Source organism: Ruegeria arenilitoris, from assembly GCF_013031355.1.
GTDB lineage: Bacteria > Pseudomonadota > Alphaproteobacteria > Rhodobacterales > Rhodobacteraceae > Ruegeria > Ruegeria arenilitoris_C.
The window spans coordinates 381,430-398,069 of sequence record NZ_WPZO01000005.1 but is presented as its reverse complement, the minus strand read 5'-3'; the positions used below and the strand labels follow the sequence as shown (position 1 = coordinate 398,069).

Annotated in this window: 12 protein-coding genes; 5 read left to right on the top strand and 7 right to left on the bottom strand. The window is 59.6% G+C overall.

Annotated features, from left to right (window positions below):
* The first annotated feature begins 527 nt into the window (after window positions 1–527).
* A complete protein-coding gene (locus GOX63_RS14735) occupies window positions 528–1,202 on the top strand; it encodes a GntR family transcriptional regulator (RefSeq protein ID WP_170326433.1) in 675 nt (224 codons plus the stop codon).
* A 6-nt stretch (window positions 1,203–1,208) separates the two neighbouring features.
* Here GOX63_RS14735 and GOX63_RS14730 read toward each other — a convergent pair whose 3' ends face one another.
* The 7 genes from GOX63_RS14730 to GOX63_RS14700 form a co-directional block, all read right to left on the bottom strand.
* Window positions 1,209–2,165: an ABC transporter ATP-binding protein gene (locus GOX63_RS14730; protein WP_170326434.1), complete on the bottom strand. Its 957-nt coding sequence runs from the start codon at window positions 2,163–2,165 to the stop codon at window positions 1,209–1,211.
* A complete protein-coding gene (locus tag GOX63_RS14725) occupies window positions 2,162–3,139 on the bottom strand; it encodes an ABC transporter ATP-binding protein (protein ID WP_170326435.1) in 978 nt (325 codons plus the stop codon). The genes GOX63_RS14730 and GOX63_RS14725 overlap by 4 nt, the downstream gene beginning before the upstream one ends.
* Before the next feature lie 4 nt (window positions 3,140–3,143).
* Window positions 3,144–4,046, bottom strand: coding sequence for an ABC transporter permease subunit (locus GOX63_RS14720; protein ID WP_170326436.1), 903 nt, complete (start codon window positions 4,044–4,046; stop codon window positions 3,144–3,146).
* The gene (locus GOX63_RS14715) at window positions 4,046–5,053 is read right to left on the bottom strand and encodes an ABC transporter permease subunit (RefSeq protein WP_170326437.1); all 1,008 of its coding nucleotides are present in this window, start codon (window positions 5,051–5,053) and stop codon (window positions 4,046–4,048) included. Before GOX63_RS14715 ends, GOX63_RS14720 begins: the two co-directional genes overlap by 1 nt.
* Window positions 5,053–6,147: a M24 family metallopeptidase gene (locus GOX63_RS14710; protein WP_170326438.1), complete on the bottom strand. Its 1,095-nt coding sequence runs from the start codon at window positions 6,145–6,147 to the stop codon at window positions 5,053–5,055. Before GOX63_RS14710 ends, GOX63_RS14715 begins: the two co-directional genes overlap by 1 nt.
* Window positions 6,148–6,212: 65 nt before the next feature.
* On the bottom strand, window positions 6,213–7,796 hold the full coding sequence (locus GOX63_RS14705) for an ABC transporter substrate-binding protein (RefSeq protein WP_170326439.1): 1,584 nt from the start codon (window positions 7,794–7,796) through the stop codon (window positions 6,213–6,215).
* A gap of 326 nt (window positions 7,797–8,122) precedes the next feature.
* Window positions 8,123–9,043 carry a LysR family transcriptional regulator gene (locus tag GOX63_RS14700; RefSeq protein WP_170326440.1) on the bottom strand — a complete coding sequence of 307 codons (921 nt, stop codon included), beginning with the start codon at window positions 9,041–9,043 and terminating at the stop codon, window positions 8,123–8,125.
* A gap of 339 nt (window positions 9,044–9,382) precedes the next feature.
* Between GOX63_RS14700 and GOX63_RS14695 the strand changes: the two genes are divergently transcribed.
* From GOX63_RS14695 to GOX63_RS14680, 4 genes are all read left to right on the top strand, one after another.
* Window positions 9,383–12,586: a beta strand repeat-containing protein gene (locus GOX63_RS14695; protein ID WP_170326441.1), complete on the top strand. Its 3,204-nt coding sequence runs from the start codon at window positions 9,383–9,385 to the stop codon at window positions 12,584–12,586.
* A 61-nt stretch (window positions 12,587–12,647) separates the two neighbouring features.
* Window positions 12,648–14,378 carry a type I secretion system permease/ATPase gene (locus GOX63_RS14690; protein WP_170326442.1) on the top strand — a complete coding sequence of 577 codons (1,731 nt, stop codon included), beginning with the start codon at window positions 12,648–12,650 and terminating at the stop codon, window positions 14,376–14,378.
* Window positions 14,375–15,745 carry an HlyD family type I secretion periplasmic adaptor subunit gene (locus tag GOX63_RS14685; RefSeq protein ID WP_170326443.1) on the top strand — a complete coding sequence of 457 codons (1,371 nt, stop codon included), beginning with the start codon at window positions 14,375–14,377 and terminating at the stop codon, window positions 15,743–15,745. The genes GOX63_RS14690 and GOX63_RS14685 overlap by 4 nt, the downstream gene beginning before the upstream one ends.
* A gap of 45 nt (window positions 15,746–15,790) precedes the next feature.
* The gene (locus tag GOX63_RS14680; RefSeq protein WP_367646717.1) at window positions 15,791–16,624 is read left to right on the top strand and encodes an HAD-IIB family hydrolase; all 834 of its coding nucleotides are present in this window, start codon (window positions 15,791–15,793) and stop codon (window positions 16,622–16,624) included.
* Window positions 16,625–16,640: the final 16 nt, after the last annotated feature.

Sequence of the window (16,640 nt, the reverse complement as noted above, 5' to 3'; positions counted from 1 at the left end):
ATAAACACGCTCATTCGCAGTAATGGGAGAGTGATGAGTCATTTCGTCGTCCTTGGTGATGGCGTGTTTAGGTGTCTGAGTTGAACACCCCCACGGCAGAGGAACGTATATCAGCTAAGTTGATCGATGATCCTCTGCTTGGGGCTACGGCAAAATCCGAGAGGCTAACCGAGCGCAATGCTCCTGCAACAGGCGGCATAGGGGGTTGGAATATGTTCACAACAAGGCCTAACGCCGAAATAGCAGTTTCGCCGAATCGAGCGTGATTTTTGCAAATAATTCAATTAGTCCAACCGATGGTTTGGATTTTCACATTGGCTATAGGTATTTACGTACATTCGCCGATTCTCTCGTGTTGATCGCAGCAACCAGCTTGCAGGAAGGATGTGAAACCGGATTGAAGTCCCTTTGAGCTTTTGTCGAACGCAATGAGTCACCTGTTCGCAATCGCGGCTTGTATGGGACTTGGAAATCGACCACTACTTTTGTATTTTGGATACAAGTTTTCTTCACCCGAGACAGAGCATATGCCCAGAACCCGCGCAATCCCCCGGCAAAGCCTGCCGGATGTCATCACCAATGATCTGCGCGAGCGGATTCTGAGCGGTGAAATGGCCGAGGGAGAGACCATTCGGCAGGAAGCTCTGGCCGAGGATTACGACGTTTCGCGAATGCCGATCCGTGAGGCGCTGAAGCGGCTGGATGCTGAAGGTCTTGTGCAACTGACCAACAATCGCGGGGCATCGGTCACCAAGCATTCCCTGTCGGAAATCGGAGAGATTTTCGATCTGCGCGTGCTGCTGGAAGTGGACCTGTTTCAACGCGCCATCCCGCAGATGACCGAAGCTGATTTAGTTGAATGTGACCGGATTTTGGATGAGATGGAAAAATCCTATGACGCCTACGATGTAGGCCGGTGGGGTACCCTCAACAACGAATACCACATGGCGCTTTATGCCGCCGCGGGGCGGGGCTTGAGCAATGAAATCCTGCAACGGGTCAATGTCCAATCTGACCGGTATGTCCGAATGCACCTGAGCGTCATGGAACAGCGCGAACCGGCCAAGAATGACCATCGGGAGCTGTTGTCAATGGCCCGCGATGGCCGGGTCGAGGACGCTTGTGCCCTGCTGACCCGGCATATTCAGCGGACCAAGGACCAGTTGCTGGAAATGGTTATTGCCACGCGAAAGGGCGAGTAAACCCGATCAATCCAGAGGGTGCAGACAGGCCACCTGATGCGTCTCGCCGCTGAGTTCGGGCGGGGCAGCACGGCATTCCTCGGTCGCCAGCCAGCAGCGTTGCGCAAAGGCGCAGCCCTGGGGGATGTTCATCGGTGAGGGCAGCTCACCTTCCAGCTTGATCCGCTCTTTCCGTGCTTCGGGGTCGGCACGCGGGGTCGTCGAAAGCAGCGCCTTGGAATAGGGGTGCCGGGGGGCTGCGAACAACTGCTCTTTCGGGGCCTTTTCGACGGCCCGACCCAAATACATGACGATCACGTCATCGGCGAAATGTTTCACCACCGAAAGGTCGTGCGAGATGAACAGATAGGCGAGATTCAGGCGCTCCTGCAGCTCGACCAGAAGGTTCAGAATCTGCGACTGAATCGAGACATCCAGCGCCGAGACCGGTTCATCCAGCACCAACACCTTGGGGTTCAGCATCAGCGCCCGCGCGATGGCGATACGCTGGCGCTGCCCGCCCGAGAACATGTGCGGATAGCGGTCATAATGTTCGGGACGTAGCCCCACGAGGTCGATCATCTCACGCGCCCGCGCCTCGCGGTCGGCCGCCGACATGTCAGGGCGATTGATGATCAGCGGTTCCTGCAGGATCTGCCCGATCCTCTGGCGCGGATTGAGTGAGCCATAGGGATCCTGAAACACGATCTGCACCGTCTCGCGCATCTGCGCCCATTTCGATGGGGTGATGTCGACGCCGTCAATGGTCAGGCTGCCCGAGGTCGGCTCTTCGATCATCGTCACAACGCGCGCCAGTGTCGATTTCCCACAACCGGACTCGCCGACAATGGCGAGTGTCTTGCCGGGTTGCAGATCGAAATCAACGCCGGACAAAGCCTTTACCGTCGCCGGTTTCGACAGAAGACCGCCTTTGACGGTGTAGAACCTGGCCAACGAACTGGCCTGAACAATGGGGGCGGTCATGCCAGTTCTCCGGCGGTTATCTTTTCAACATAGTGGCAGCGGGCTTTGCCATACTCTGCGCTGTGGGGCGTCGGTGGCAAAGACCGGCAGAGGTCGTCGGCATATTGGCATCTGGGGCTGAACAGGCACCCTTTGGGCCGGTCGAACTGACCGGGCACCACGCCTGGAATGGTCGGCAACATCTTCGATGTCGCCCGTTCCGGAAGCGCGCTCAGCAAGGCCGACGTGTAGGGATGGCGCGGCGTGCGGAACAAGTCCTTGACGGGCTGTTCTTCCACCTTTTGACCGGCATATTGCACCTGCACCCGCTCGGCCGTCTCAGCGACGACACCCATATCGTGAGTGATCAGAACCAGACCCATGCCCTGCTCATCGCGCAATCGGACCAGCAGGTCCAGGATCTGCGCCTGAATGGTCACGTCCAGCGCTGTTGTCGGTTCATCCGCGATCAGCAGCTTGGGTTTGCAGGCGATGGCCATGGCGATCATCACCCGTTGGTTCATCCCGCCCGACATTTGGTGCGGGAAGGTGTTCAGACGGCTTTCCGGGGCCGGGATACCGACCTGATCGAACAGCTCAATCGCGCGCTGGTGGCGCTCTTTGCGGTTCAGACCCAGGTGGATGCGCAATGCCTCTTTGATCTGAAAACCAACTGTGAAACAGGGGTTCAGCGAGGACATCGGTTCCTGAAAGATCATCGCGATGTCTTTGCCGATGATCTTGCGCCGGTCGCGGGCCGAGATTTTGGTCAGGTCGATGCCTTCGAAACTCAGCTGGTCAGCGGTGATCGTGGCGGTCCAGGGCAGCAGCCCCATTAGCGCCAGCATCGACACGGACTTGCCCGAGCCGCTTTCGCCGACAATGGCCATCAGCTCGCCCTTGTCGACGGACAGGTCCACTCCGTCCACGGCGCGGAACTTGCCCGAAGCGGTGGCGAATTCGACGGTGAGGTTTCGGATATCCAACAGGCTCATGTCGTCAGCTCCGCTTCAGTTTCGGGTCCAGCGCATCGCGCAGACCGTCGCCCATCAAGTTGATGGCCAACACCGTGACTAGGATGGCCAGGCCAGGGAAGGTCACGACCCACCAAGCGCGCAGAATGAACTCACGCGCTTCGGCCAGCATGGTGCCCCATTCCGGTGTGGGCGGCTGCGCGCCCATGCCCAGAAAGCCAAGGGCGGCGGCGTCCAGAATGGCGGTCGAAAACGACAGCGCCGCCTGCACGATGATCGGGGCCAGACAGTTGGGCAGCACGGTCTTGAACATCAGCCGTGCTTTGCCTGCTCCGGCCACACGGGCCGAAGTCACGTAGTCTTTCTGCCGCTCCGACAGCACCGAGGCGCGGGTCAGGCGCACGTAGTGAGGCTGGAACACGATGGCGATGGCGATCATCGCGTTGGTCAGAGACGGGCCAAGGATCGCAACCAGCACCAGCGCCAGCAGCAGTGACGGGAAGGACAGGATGATGTCCATCACCCGCATGATCAGCGTATCGACCCATTTCGGCGCGAAACCGGACAGCAGCCCGATAATCACACCGCCCGTCACGGCCACACAGACCACGACGATGCCGACGAAGAAGGAATAGCGTGACCCCATGATCAGCCGCGACAGCATATCCCGCCCCAGCGGATCGGTGCCCAACGGGAAGGCCCAGCTACCGCCCTCTTGCCATGCGGGGGGCTGGAGGATGTGATTGCGGAACTGCTCGGTCGGGTCATAGGGCGCCAACAGGGGCGCGAAAGCGGCACAGAAGACAAAGGCCAGGAAGACCCACAGCCCGAACACGGCACCGCGGTTTTCGCTGAAGTAATACCAGAACTCGCGCAGGGCGCTGGGGCGGTCTTCGGTTTTGGGCGCGTTTGCGGAAAGTTCAGCCATCACCGCCTCCGGATTTTGGGGTTGATGATGCCATAGAGGACATCGACCAGCAGGTTCACCAGCATCACGATCACGGCGATCATCAGCAGACCGCCCTGCACCACCGGGTAGTCGCGGCGGAAAATGCTGTCTACCATCCATTTGCCGATGCCCGGCCAGCTAAAGATCGTCTCGGTTAGGATTGCGCCAGCCAAAAGCGTACCAACTGACAGGCCGATCACTGTGATCACCGGGATCAGAGCGTTACGCAGGGCGTGCAGTCCGTTGATCCGCGAAGGCGAAAGGCCCTTGGCGCGGGCGGTGCGGATGTAATCCTCGCCCAGCACTTCCAACATGGCCGAGCGTGTCTGGCGCGCGATCACCGCCAGCGGAATGGTGCCCAGAACGATGGTCGGCAGGATCAGGTGACGGACGGCAGATCCAAACGCTCCGGGCTGCCCCGACAGCAGACTGTCAATCAGCATAAAGCCGGTGACGCTTGGGAAGTAATACAGCAGGTCAATCCGGCCCGAGACCGGCGTCCAGCCCAGATTGCCCGAAAACACGATGATCAGCAGCAGGGCCCACCAGAAGATCGGCATCGAATAGCCGACCAGTGCCGAGGACATCAGCGCCCGGTCAAAGAACTTGCCCCGGTTCACGGCAGCAATCACACCGGCGGGCAAGCCAAGAGCCACCGCAAAGATCATCGCGCAGATCGACAATTCCAATGTTGCAGGGAACAGGGCAAAGAATTCATCCCAGACCGGTTTCTTGGTGACAAAGCTTTCGCCCAGATCACCGTGCAGGACGCCAACGAGGTAGTCCCAATATTGCTGCAGGACCGGTTTGTCGAAGCCCAGCTTCTCGACCATCTCCTGATAGCGTTCTTCGGTCATGCCGCGTTCGCCAGCCATGACGATGATGGGGTCACCGGGCAGAACCCGGATGAACATGAAGGAAATCAGTGTCACGCCCAGAAATGTCGGAACGAACATGCCAAGGCGTGTGAGTAAGTAGCCAAACATCAGCGACCTATGATTGTGAGATCTTTGGGAAAGCTGGTCAGAGACCGGCAGCCATCCTCGGTAACAAGCACGTCATCTTCTATGCGTACGCCGAAATTGTCCAGTTCATAAAGACCCGGTTCATTGGTCCAGACCATGCCAGGCAGGATTTTCTGGTCATTTCCGCGCATAATGTACGGTGCTTCGTGAACGTCGCGGCCCAAACCGTGACCCGTCTTGGTACGGATGCGGTCGGCATAGGGCGAGGCTTCGAGCACGCTGATCACCGCGTCGTCGATATCGTGTGCTGTGACGCCGGGGCGGCAGGCCTCGAACCCGGCGAGGTTGGCGCGCAGAACGGTATCGTAGACGTCCCTGCCCTCGTCAGAGACCTCGGCCACAAAGAAGGTGCGGGTTATATCGGCGGCAAACCCGTGTTTGCGGGCGCCAAAATCAAACAGCAGCGCGTCGCCCGGTTTGATCCGGTAATCCGCACGCGCCTTGCCATGGGGCCGCGCCGAGTTATCCCCCGCGGTAACGATCGGCGCAAAAGCCAGCGAGGCCGCGCCTTCGGCAAATAGGGCTTGAATAAGGGCTTGCTCGATCTGAACCTCGGTCTGACCAACGCGCACATCCGCGATCACGCGGGCCAACGCACGTTCCGAGATATCAATTGCCGCCTGCATTGCTGCGATATCGGTTTCGGTTTTGCAAATCCGCAGGCCGGAAATTTCGCGCTCGGCATCCACGATGCGCAGGTTTGGCAGCGCGTTGGTGAATGCTTTGGACACAAAGACCCGCATCACCTGCCCTTCGACGGCTAGTGACGTCAGCGGCATATGATCGGCCAGCGCCGCAAATGCGTCGTCATAGCCGGTCTGATCGAACCAGTCGAAGACAGCGCCTTCGAACCCGACCAGTTCCCATGACCCAAGCTCAAGATTGGGGACTACCGCGGCTGGCGCCCCTTCGGCCGGGATCACGACCACAAAGGGCCGTTCGTGGCTCATGAAGGGTTTTCCCAAAGCGCGGGTGAAATTCGGACCGGGCACAAGCGCCACGGCATCCACTGACATGTCCTTTGCCAGTTGACGGTACTCGGACAAATCCGGCATTGACGCCGACCTCCCAAAAAGAAAACCGGAGCCGCCGATGGCGGCTCCGGTCAGTGAGTGGTGATTTACTCGACGCTTACGCCATAGAAGATATGGCCGCCCAGCGGGTGCACCTTGTAGCCCTGCACTTCGTTGCGCATCGGCATGAAGACAACCGAGTGTGCGATAGTCGCCCAGGGTGCCTGCTCTTTGAAGACGACCTGAGCCTCTTCGTACAGTTTGGCGCGCTCGGCCTGATCGGTGGTCTGTTTGGCCTTCAGGATCAGGTCTTCGAACGGCTGGTGGCACCATTGTGCGCGGTTCGACGCTTCGCGGCCGTCACAGCCCAGCAGAACGGCCAGGAAGTTGTCTGGGTCACCGTTGTCCCCGGTCCAGCCCAGCAGAACGGCACCATCGCGGTTCAGTTCTTTCGAGCGCGACAGGTACTCACCCCATTCATACGAGACAATCTCGACACCAACACCGATCTTGTCGAAGTCGGCCTGGATCAGTTCGGCCATACGGCGAGCGTTCGGGTTATAGGGACGCTGCACCGGCATTGCCCAGATCTTCATCGACAGATCGGACACGCCTTCGGCTTCCAGCATCGCCTTGGCCGCTTCGGGATCATAGGCGTCGTCGGTGATCGCGTCGTTATAGCCCCACATGGTCGGCGGGATCGGGTTCTTGGCAACCTGGCCCGAACCTTGGAACACCACGTCGATGATGGCGTTCTTGTCGATCGCCATGTTCAGCGCCTTGCGGACGTTCGGGTTGTCGAACGGCTCCATGGTGGTGTTGTAAGCCAGATAGCCGACGTTCAGGCCCTCTTGCTCCATCATGTTGATGTCCGCGTCATCCTTCATCGCCTGAATGTCGGCGGGGTTCGGATAGGGCATGATGTGGCATTCGCCTGCCTTCAGCTTTTGGTAGCGAACCGAAGCATCCGGGGTAATGGCGAAGATCAGGTTTTCAACAGCCGCCGGGTCTTTCCAGTAGTCGGCATTCTGAGCATAGCGGATCACCGCGTCCTTCTGATAGGCCACGAACGAGAACGGACCGGTGCCGATCGGTGCGGTGTTCAGCTTTTCAGGTGTGCCCGCTGCCATCATCGCATCCGCGTATTCGGCAGACAGGATCGAGGCGAAGTCCATCGCCATGTTGGCGACAAAAGGCGCTTCGGGCTTGGTCAGGGTGAATTTCACCGTGTAGTCGTCAATCTTCTCGATGGACTCGACCAGTTCCGGCATACCCATGCCCTGGAAGTATTCCCACGTGCCGCCCGAAATCTGGTTGTACGGGTGGCCTTCGTCCTTCTGGCGCATGAACGAGAAGATCACGTCATCCGCGTTGAAATCACGGGTCGGGGTGAATTCGTCGTTCGAGTGGAACTTGACGCCCTGACGCAGTTTGAAAGTGTATTCCAGACCGTCATCGCTGGCCTCGACGCTTTCGGCCAGGCCGGGGATCACGTTGGTGGTGCCGGTTTCGAACTCGAGCAGGCGGTTGTAGATCGGGTGCGAAGAGGCGTCAAAGGTTGTGCCGGCGGTGAACAGGGCCGGGTCGAAGCCTTCGGGCGAGCCTTCCGAGCAATAGACCAGCGTGTTCGCTTGTGCCGCGGCAGCCGACAAGGCGATCGCAGCAGTTGCGGCCATTAGTTTCAGTTTCATGTGGGTCTCCCAAAAATGGTTTTTATACAGACATTCGCGTTGCTCTTTGTGGTCAGAGCATTCTTGGACGACTCTGATCGCCGCGAAATCTCTGCCCAATGTATCCAAAATACAAAATCCATTGTCAACTGACTTGCGCAGGACGTCGCGGGCAGTTGGCAAACCGGCTGGATACACCGACACGTTCGGCTTTTTGGATGATATGGGCAAGTAGATTTTAAGGTGACCCGACCGCACCCTCTCGTCGAAAAAGAGCCTTTGAGATGTGGGTTTTGAGCGGTCAGTTTTGTGACCGCCAAGGCGGTATCACGACCTTTGGGATGGCATCACCCCGAAAAGGTTGGAGTGACGCCGACGGGCGGTGTCGCGTTGATATAGGTGCCGATACGGTCCAGCAGCGGTCGGCGTGGACAGCCGGGGCGCGTCACCGCTCCAAGGTTGCGCAGGTTTCCCGGTGCGTCGAAGGGCACAAAGCACAGGGGCCACCTGTCGCGTCTGAACTGTTCGGCTGCCAGCGCCGAGACAATGGTGCAATCGTCCGAGTGGCAGATATGGCGGCAGATCGTCTCGAACCGAAGGGCGCTCAGGTCGAACCGTTTGCCGACCCGGTGTACAGGGTCCGACTTGGGCAAGCGGTCTTCCAGATCATAGCCAAAACTGTGCGGCAACCGAATGAAATCGTGGGCGGGCACGTCCTCGGGCGCGATCGACGGCAAATGGCACAGTGGGTGACCTTCGCGGACAGCCAGAAACAGGGGTTCTGTCCAGATTGAGGTGAAATCCAGCGTCGCCGCCGTGTTGACCTTGGCCACCAGCGCCACATCCAGAGTGTGATCTTCGACCATTCGCAACATGTTCTGCGGCAGGTCTTCGACCATCGTAACCCGCATGTTGGGGAACAATGTGCTGAACAGTTCCGAAAAATACTGCGTCAGATAAGGGGCCAGCGTCGGAGTCATACCTACGTGGAACGGGACAGCCTCGGGGTCACGGAACTGGGTAGCAGTGTCCCGGATGGTCTGGGCGTCTTTCAGGATGCGTTGGGCTATGGCTATTACGCGGTCGCCGCAGGCGGTCGGGCGCACTTCGTTGTTGAGGCGCAGAAATAGGTCGGTACCCAATTCCTGCTCGAGCTTTTTGACCTGATTGGACATTGCGGGCTGCGAAACGTTGCAGGCCACGGCGGCCTGGCTGAACTGGCCATGTTTGGCGATGGCAAGGACATATTCCAAATCTCTGAAATTCATGGTCGTAAACCGGTGCTGCGTGTTTCGACCCCGCGGGGATGCTCTTAACATACGCCGCTCGGGGCAAGGCAGTAGGAATTCGGGATCACAATCGCTGACAAATCCGTCAAAACGCGCCATCGAATAGTTTCGCGCGTGCGCCGGAGGTTGCGTAACCCGTTGAAAACACACGTTGCGTTGAAGCCGGATATCACGAGAGCCGTGACTATTTGCGTTGGTTATACCCCCAATTCGCAGGATGAATTTTAGCTGACGGGCAGCGGGTCCTACCCCTTTGCTACGTGGAGCGCCCAGACCATCGGGCGGGCCGCAAGACGCAAACCCATGATGGAGTCCCCCATGCTGTCCCAATTTATAGAAAGCCTACGCGCCCGTCTTTTGACCACGTCCACCTTGGCGCAAGAGACAACCCGCGACGGCCAAACCCTTATCAACAACTTCTTCCAAAGCACGGTTGTCGATGACACCCCGGCCTTTGTTCTGGCCAATGATGCCTCGCGTCTGCTGAATTTCGGCGAGATCGTCACCAACAACGCAGTTGCGGCGGTTCTGGCGCAGGGTCAGGACGTCGATGTCTTCAACTTCCGCTCGGGCCGGATCGAGGCCAACAATGGCCCCGACGCGCTGGCGACCGGCGTTCAGGTCACCGGCAGCGCTTCGGTACGAAACTTCGGTGAGATCGCGGCTGAGTTCAACGGCGTACAATTTGCAGGTCCCGACAGCTCGGGCAGTCTCGATAACTTCCGCGGTGGTGTGATCAGTTCGGACAGCCGCGCGGTCGATATTCAGGGCCAAGGCGTCGATGTGCGCAACTTTGGCGACATCATCGGCACCGGCGACCAGCGCAACGGCACGATCTATACAAACAGCACCGCCGAGGATGTTTCGATTTCGAATTTCACGGGCGGCACCATTGACGCGGGTGAAGGCAACGCAGGCGCTGGTATTTCACTGCAGGTTGGTGATGAGGTTGGAGACCGTGTGGAAACTGACGTCTTTAACGGTTTCGGCGCGACTATTCAGGGCCGTGGTCAGGCCGCATCGAACACCGGGCTGGCCGGAGATGGCATTCGCATCGACGATGGCGCGGAAGGCACCATTCTGGAAACCGAGATCATCAACAGTGGCCTGATTTCCACCGAGAGCAATCAGGGCACCGCCGCTGGTATCCGCATCGCGGATGGGGCGAATACTGAAGGGGAAATCCTGAACACCTCGACCGGTGTGATCGAAGGCCCGCGCAATGGTCTGTATATCGGTAATGGCGAACATGACTTGGACGTGCTGAACTTTGGCACCATCCAGTCGGGCAGCCGTGCGGTGAATATCGACGGCTCGGGCGTTGATCTGATCAATGGCGGTGACATTCTGGGCACCGGTGATCAGCGCAACGGTACGGTCTATGCCGATGACACGGCGCGCGACTATTCGATCAACAACCTTGCGACAGGCAGCATTGACGCAGGTGATGGCAATAACGGTGCGGGTATCTCTCTGTCACTGTCTGACGAGGGTAATGGCGAGGTCGAGATCACAAACGACGGCACCATCGCCGGTCGAGGTAACGCAGGTGCCGGTCTTGGCACAGCCGGAGACGGCATCCGTCTGGAAGGTGCGCGACTGGAAGGCGGCGGCTTTGGCCCTGCCCTGTTTGCCGGCACCATCACCAACACCGGATCGGTCACGTCTGAGGGCGCCAATAACACTGTTGGTGCATTCCGCGCTGTGAACAACGTCAACTTCCAGGGCCAGTTGGTCAACAAGGAAACAGGCCTGTTCGCGGGAGTTCAGAACGGTGTGTATTTCGGCACTGGCGATCACGCGGGCGGGTCCTTCGTCAACCGTGGCACCGTGACGTCGGACAGTCGGGCGCTGAACATTGACGGTGACGGGCTTGAGGTCGTGAACGAAGGCGACATCCTTGGCACCGGTAACCAGCGCAACGGCACGGTGTATGCCGATGGCACGGCTGACAATTACAGCTTCACCAACACCGGTCTTGTGGATGCTGGCGACGGCAACAACGGCTCGGCTGTTTCGCTGCAAACCGGGGACGTCCCGGGTGATGTGGTGTCGGCAGTTGTTGTCAACGAAGGCACGTTCCAGGGGCGCGGTGACGCGGTTGAGGGCAATCAGGTCGGCGACGGCCTGCGCCTGTTCACCAATCAGGACGATGCGTCTTTTGCCGGAGTTGTGGTCAACGAAGGCCTGATCGCAGGGTCGGAAGACTCGGACGCCGCCGCAGGTATCCGTGTGGATGGCGGCCTGAACCTGTTGGGCGCAATCCTGAACGAAGGTGAGATCCGCGGCACCGTCAATGCAATCGACGCATCAGATGCGGGCGCCGTGACCATCGTCAATGACGACGAAGGTGTGATCAACGGCAACGTTCTGCTGGGCGCTGGCGATGACATCTTTGTCGATCTGGGAACCACCAATGGTGATATCTCAGGTGGCGCAGGCGATGATGTGCTGATCGCGGGCGATGCGGACAATGTTCTGACCGGTGGTCTGGGCAACGACTTTATCGACGGTGGCGAAGGCATCGACACGGCCGATTTCTCGGATCTGGATGTTGCGGTTGAGGTCCGTCTGGACGCCAACGGCAATGGCACTGCGACCCGAGACACCGGCTTTACCGTCTCTGTCACCGATGCGGTAGTTGATGACCCGGACCAGTTCGGATCGAACATACCGGATGCCGCGTGGTTTGTTGAGGAAGCCATCCTGGGCAACCTCTACTACAACATCCACACCGCAGACTTCCCCGGCGGGGAAATTCGCGGGCAGCTTCTAGTCGATAGCATTGAAACCGTGAATGGCATCCGGACAGTCACGCTCAGCGGTGGTCTGGATGCGTCGCAGGAACCGGGGCCGACCTCGGACAGCGAGGCAACAGGTGAAGCCTCGGTTGTCATCACGCAAGACCTGAACACGGGTGTGGTCACCTATTCCAGTGAGCTGAGCGTTGTTGGCCTGAATGAGGCGGATCTGAACACCCCGATCCCGGGTGTGGTTTCGGCGATCCATCTGCACAACGCCCCGGCGGGTGCGAACGGTCCTGTGGTTCAGGACACGTTGGTCGATGCAGGCGCGACGCTGGATGTGAATGCCACTGGCGGGACCGGCGTGATCGGTCAGGACGTCATCGACAACCAGATCGAGACCGATGTGCTGCGTTCCATCGAAAACGTCGTCGGGTCCGATGATGGCGACGTGATCGTTGGCAGCGATCTGGCCAGTGTGCTGAACGGCGGCGCAGGTGATGACCTGATCTCGGGCGAAGGGGGCGATGACATCCTCATCGGCGGAGCCGGAGCGGACACGTTCACCTTCGGAGCAAACTTCGGCACCGATGTGATCCAGGACTTTGAGGTCGGAATCGATCAGCTGCAGTTCGGTGATTTCGGTCCCGACTTCGGAGGTGCGGTGAGTGTTGCGCAAGACGGCAACGACGCCGTGATCTCGTTCTGCGGCGAAGGTTCGGTTCGCTTGGCAGGTGTGAACAGCGCTGATCTGACCGAAGACGACTTCGTCGCTTGATCGAGCAGCAGCGGGGCGGCCTTTGGTCGCCCCGTTTTTCTTACCGGAAAGGGTCCAAGACATGTTCCAGAACGCCAATCCCGTCAAAACCGCCTGGGGGTCGCTGCGCAAAGGCTTTGTTGCGGTCGCGGTCTTCAGCCTTTTTCTGAACCTTCTGATGCTGGCCGGGCCGCTCTACATGCTGCAGGTCTATGACCGCGTGCTGACCAGCCAGAACCCTGACACCCTGATCGCCCTGTCGCTGCTACTGGCCGGGGTTTTCGTGGTGATTGCCTGCCTCGACCTGATGCGGATGCGCATCCTTGGCCGTCTGGCCGCTCGGTTCGAGCTGAGCGTCGGCGCACCTGTTCTTGGCGCTGCCATGCGCCGTCGGGTACAGGGTGAGAGTGAGGCCGGTGAAAACCTGGTCGAGGATGTGAACGGGTTCCGCGAGTTCATCTCGGGCACAACGCTTACCGCTTTCTTTGATGCGCCGTGGATTCCCATCTATCTGATGGTTTTGTACGTGCTGCATCCTTATCTGGGTCTGCTTGGCCTGGCCGGGGCGGTTATCCTGACCCTTATGGCGCTGATCAACAACGCCCGGGCTCGTGCGCCGATGCAGCAGGCATCGCAGGCGCGGGGCCGCTCGGACGCGCTGTTCAAAACCAGCGACAGAAACGCCGAGCTGGTTCACGCGTTGGGAATGAAGGACGATCTGGTGCGCCGCTGGACTGCCCTGCAGGCGGATGCCCATCAGCATAAAACCCGCGCTGCGGATCGGATCGCCAGCTTTTCGGTGATGTCAAAAACCATTCGTATGGTTCTGCAGTCCGCGGCTCTGGGATTGGGCGCCGCGCTGGCAATCACCGGAGAATCCACGGCGGGTGTGATGATCGCTGCGACCATCGTTCTGGCCCGCGCGCTGGCTCCGATTGATCAGTTGATCGGCCAGTGGCGCACTTTTCTGGCGGCGCGTGGGTCGTACAGCAAAATCCGGCAACTGACCGAAGATTTCGCCGAGACACCGCCCAATCTGCACCTGCCGCGTGCGTTCAAATCTCTGGGCGTCCGGATCGCGCAGGCGGCGCCCCCACGAGCATTGAACGCAACTCTGCGCGGGATCGATTTCAGCCTGACAGCCGGTGACGTTCTGGCCGTGATCGGCCAAAGCGGGTCGGGCAAGACCACTTTAGGCAAGATGCTGGCAGGTATCTGGCATCCGCAACGGGGCGAGGTCCTGCTGGATGGCAGCCCGATGTCGAAATGGAATTCAGAGGATCTGGGTAACCAGATCGGCTACCTGCCGCAGGACGTGGAATTGTTCGACGGCACCATTCGCGAGAATATCGGCCGGTTCTCGACCGCCATTGACGATGCCGAGGTGCTGCGCGCTGCGCGTGAAGCCGGCGTGCATGAGTTGATAAGCAGCCTGCCCGACGGGTACGAAACCCGCATCGGCCAAGGGTTCGTTCTGTCCGGCGGTCAGCGTCAGCGGCTGGCTCTGGCCCGGGCGCTGTATGGCGATCCGTTTGTGCTGGTGCTGGACGAACCGAACTCGGATCTGGATGCCGAGGGTGAACAGGCCCTGCGCGATGCGTTGCTTGCTGTGCAGGAACGGGGTGCAATTGCGATTGTCATGACCCACCGCCCGGCCACGTTGCAGGCTGCCAACAAGGTGTTGGTTCTGCGCAGCGGCAGCCAAGCCCAGTTTGGCGACAAACAGGACGTGTTGAAGGTGAACAGCCGTAACGTGCTGCAGACACCCCCACGTCCGGCCAACGAAACTCAGATCACAGGAGCGGCCCAATGACGGAACTGATCAAATACACTCCTTCCCGCAATGCCGTCGGGTTCCGCCAGGCGCAGTTGCAAGAGATCACCGACACATCACCCAGCATCGGGCGGTATGTCCTGTTCGGACTGTTCACTCTGGCAGTGTTTGTCGGGGGCAGCGTCTATTGGGCCTTTGCGTCGAAACTGGACGGGGCAGTGGTTGCGCCCGCCTCTTTCGTGGTTGAGGGCGACCGCAAGACAGTCGAGCATCTGGAAGGCGGCATCATCCACTCCATCCTGGTGGCGGACGGGCAATTCGTCGAGGCCGGCCAACCCCTGGTGCAACTCGACAGTACCGAGATTGACGTCGACCTCAGCTTGCAGGGCAGCCAATTGGGAGAGCTTTCGGTCCGCCGTGCCCGCCTGCTGGCGCAGATGAGCGGACAGGACGCGTTCGACGAGGCCACCGCTCTGACCGGGTTTCGCCAAGGGATGGAGCGATTGCATTGGGTGTCCCCGTTCCTGACCCAGAAACAGCTTTTCGACGCCGAAGCCCGTGCGCGGCGCACCGAAGCACAGATCAACGCGCAACGGATCACCGGATTGCGCAACCAGATTGCCGGGCTGAACGAACAACGACACACAACGCAGAACCAGATGGACATCACGCAAGTCGAACTGACGAACCTGCAATCGTTGCTGGCTAAGGGTCTGGTCGCCGTCACGCGGGTCAGTGCCCGGCAGATCGAGCTGGAGCGTCTTGGCGGCGTTGATGCTTCGTTGCGCACCCAGATCGCGCAAGCCGAGGACCAGGTGCAGGAGTTGGAGCTTTCCTTGCTCAGTCAGCAAAAGCTGCGGGATGAGGTCATCGCCGGAGAACTGGCGGTGGTTGAGGCGCAACTGGATCTGATCCGACCGCAATTCGCGGGAACACTGGCGCGGCTGAAGCGCGCGCAGGTTCTGGCGCCCACCAGTGGGCGGGTTGTGAACCTTGGTATTACAACGGCAGGCGGCGTGATCCGCCCGGGTGAGCCGATCATGGAAATCGTTCCCACCGATCAAGCTCTGATCGTCGAGGCGCGGGTCAAGACCGGTGATATAGACAAGCTGCGGATTGGTCAGTCCACGCGCATTCGCCTTTCGGCTTTCGCGCAGGCGGACGTGCCTGAGGCAAGCGGTCGGATATTCGATATTTCGGCGGATGCGCTCGAGGATGAGCGTACGGGCGAGCCTTACTACAAGGCGCGGGTCAAGCTGGATGCCCAGCAGCCGCAGGAGGTCGCCGCGCTGGAGCTGGTGCCCGGTATGCCCGCCGATCTGTTCGTCAACACGGGGGAACGCGCAGTGATCAGCTATCTGTCGCAACCGATCAGCGACCGGCTGGCCAGGACATTCATCGAATGAGCCTAGATGTCTGTGCCTAAAAATTAGGCGCGGGCGTTCGGTTTGATGGAAAATTCGTCAGCACGGATTTACATCACGCATCTGCAGATTTCTACTTTCATAGAAATGAACGATGCCGCTGCCCCTGCCCTGCCCCTTCTGGTGTTTTCCGATCTGGATGGCACGTTACTGGATCACCACGACTATAGCTGGGAAGCTGCCAGACCAGGACTTGCCCGGCTGACGGAATTGGGTGCAGGACTGGTTTTGGCCAGCAGCAAGACGGCTGCGGAAATCCGGCCTTTGCAGCAGGAGATGGGCCTGAGCCACATGCCCGCCATCGTTGAAAACGGGGCCGGTGTACTTTGGCCCGGAACAACGGATGGGGACGACGATTGCTATCCGCGTCTTCGGTCCCTGCTAAAAACTCTGCCGTCGGGTTTTGTCGGCTTTGGCGACCTGACCGACAAGGAAGTGGCAAAGCAAACTGGTCTGAACCTTGCGCAAGCTACCCTTGCCAAGAGGCGCAAGTTCAGCGAGCCGGGCCGGTGGACCGGGTCAGAGGCTGGCTTGCAGCAGTTTCTGTCAGCAGCCGAGCGCGCGGGGCTGCACGCGCGGCAAGGCGGGCGGTTTTTGACCCTTTCATTTGGTGCGACCAAAGCGGACGCGATGAATGAAATCGTCGGTCATCTGAAACCTGCACGCACCAACGCCTTGGGTGATGCCCCCAACGATAGCGAAATGATCCGCGCAGCCGATCAGGGTGTGGTCATTGCCAATCCGGACGGCCCGTCGATGCCCCCCTTCCCGCCCGAGATCGAGGCGCGGGTCCTTAGAACAACCCAGAGCGGCCCGCGCGGCTGGTCCGACGCGATCCTGACGCTGACGGCAGGGCTCTGACCCAGAAAAGGCACCA

Bases quoted from the DNA above. Each gene is read 5' to 3' on its own strand.
- GOX63_RS14735 (WP_170326433.1), top strand. From the start codon at position 528: ATGCCCAGAACCCGCGCAATCCCCCGGCAAAGCCTGCCGGATGTCATC.
- GOX63_RS14730 (WP_170326434.1), bottom strand. From the start codon at position 2,165: ATGACCGCCCCCATTGTTCAGGCCAGTTCGTTGGCCAGGTTCTACACC.
- GOX63_RS14725 (WP_170326435.1), bottom strand. From the start codon at position 3,139: ATGAGCCTGTTGGATATCCGAAACCTCACCGTCGAATTCGCCACCGCT.
- GOX63_RS14720 (WP_170326436.1), bottom strand. From the start codon at position 4,046: ATGGCTGAACTTTCCGCAAACGCGCCCAAAACCGAAGACCGCCCCAGC.
- GOX63_RS14715 (WP_170326437.1), bottom strand. From the start codon at position 5,053: ATGTTTGGCTACTTACTCACACGCCTTGGCATGTTCGTTCCGACATTT.
- GOX63_RS14710 (WP_170326438.1), bottom strand. From the start codon at position 6,147: ATGCCGGATTTGTCCGAGTACCGTCAACTGGCAAAGGACATGTCAGTG.
- GOX63_RS14705 (WP_170326439.1), bottom strand. From the start codon at position 7,796: ATGAAACTGAAACTAATGGCCGCAACTGCTGCGATCGCCTTGTCGGCT.
- GOX63_RS14700 (WP_170326440.1), bottom strand. From the start codon at position 9,043: ATGAATTTCAGAGATTTGGAATATGTCCTTGCCATCGCCAAACATGGC.
- GOX63_RS14695 (WP_170326441.1), top strand. From the start codon at position 9,383: ATGCTGTCCCAATTTATAGAAAGCCTACGCGCCCGTCTTTTGACCACG.
- GOX63_RS14690 (WP_170326442.1), top strand. From the start codon at position 12,648: ATGTTCCAGAACGCCAATCCCGTCAAAACCGCCTGGGGGTCGCTGCGC.
- GOX63_RS14685 (WP_170326443.1), top strand. From the start codon at position 14,375: ATGACGGAACTGATCAAATACACTCCTTCCCGCAATGCCGTCGGGTTC.
- GOX63_RS14680 (WP_367646717.1), top strand. From the start codon at position 15,791: ATGGAAAATTCGTCAGCACGGATTTACATCACGCATCTGCAGATTTCT.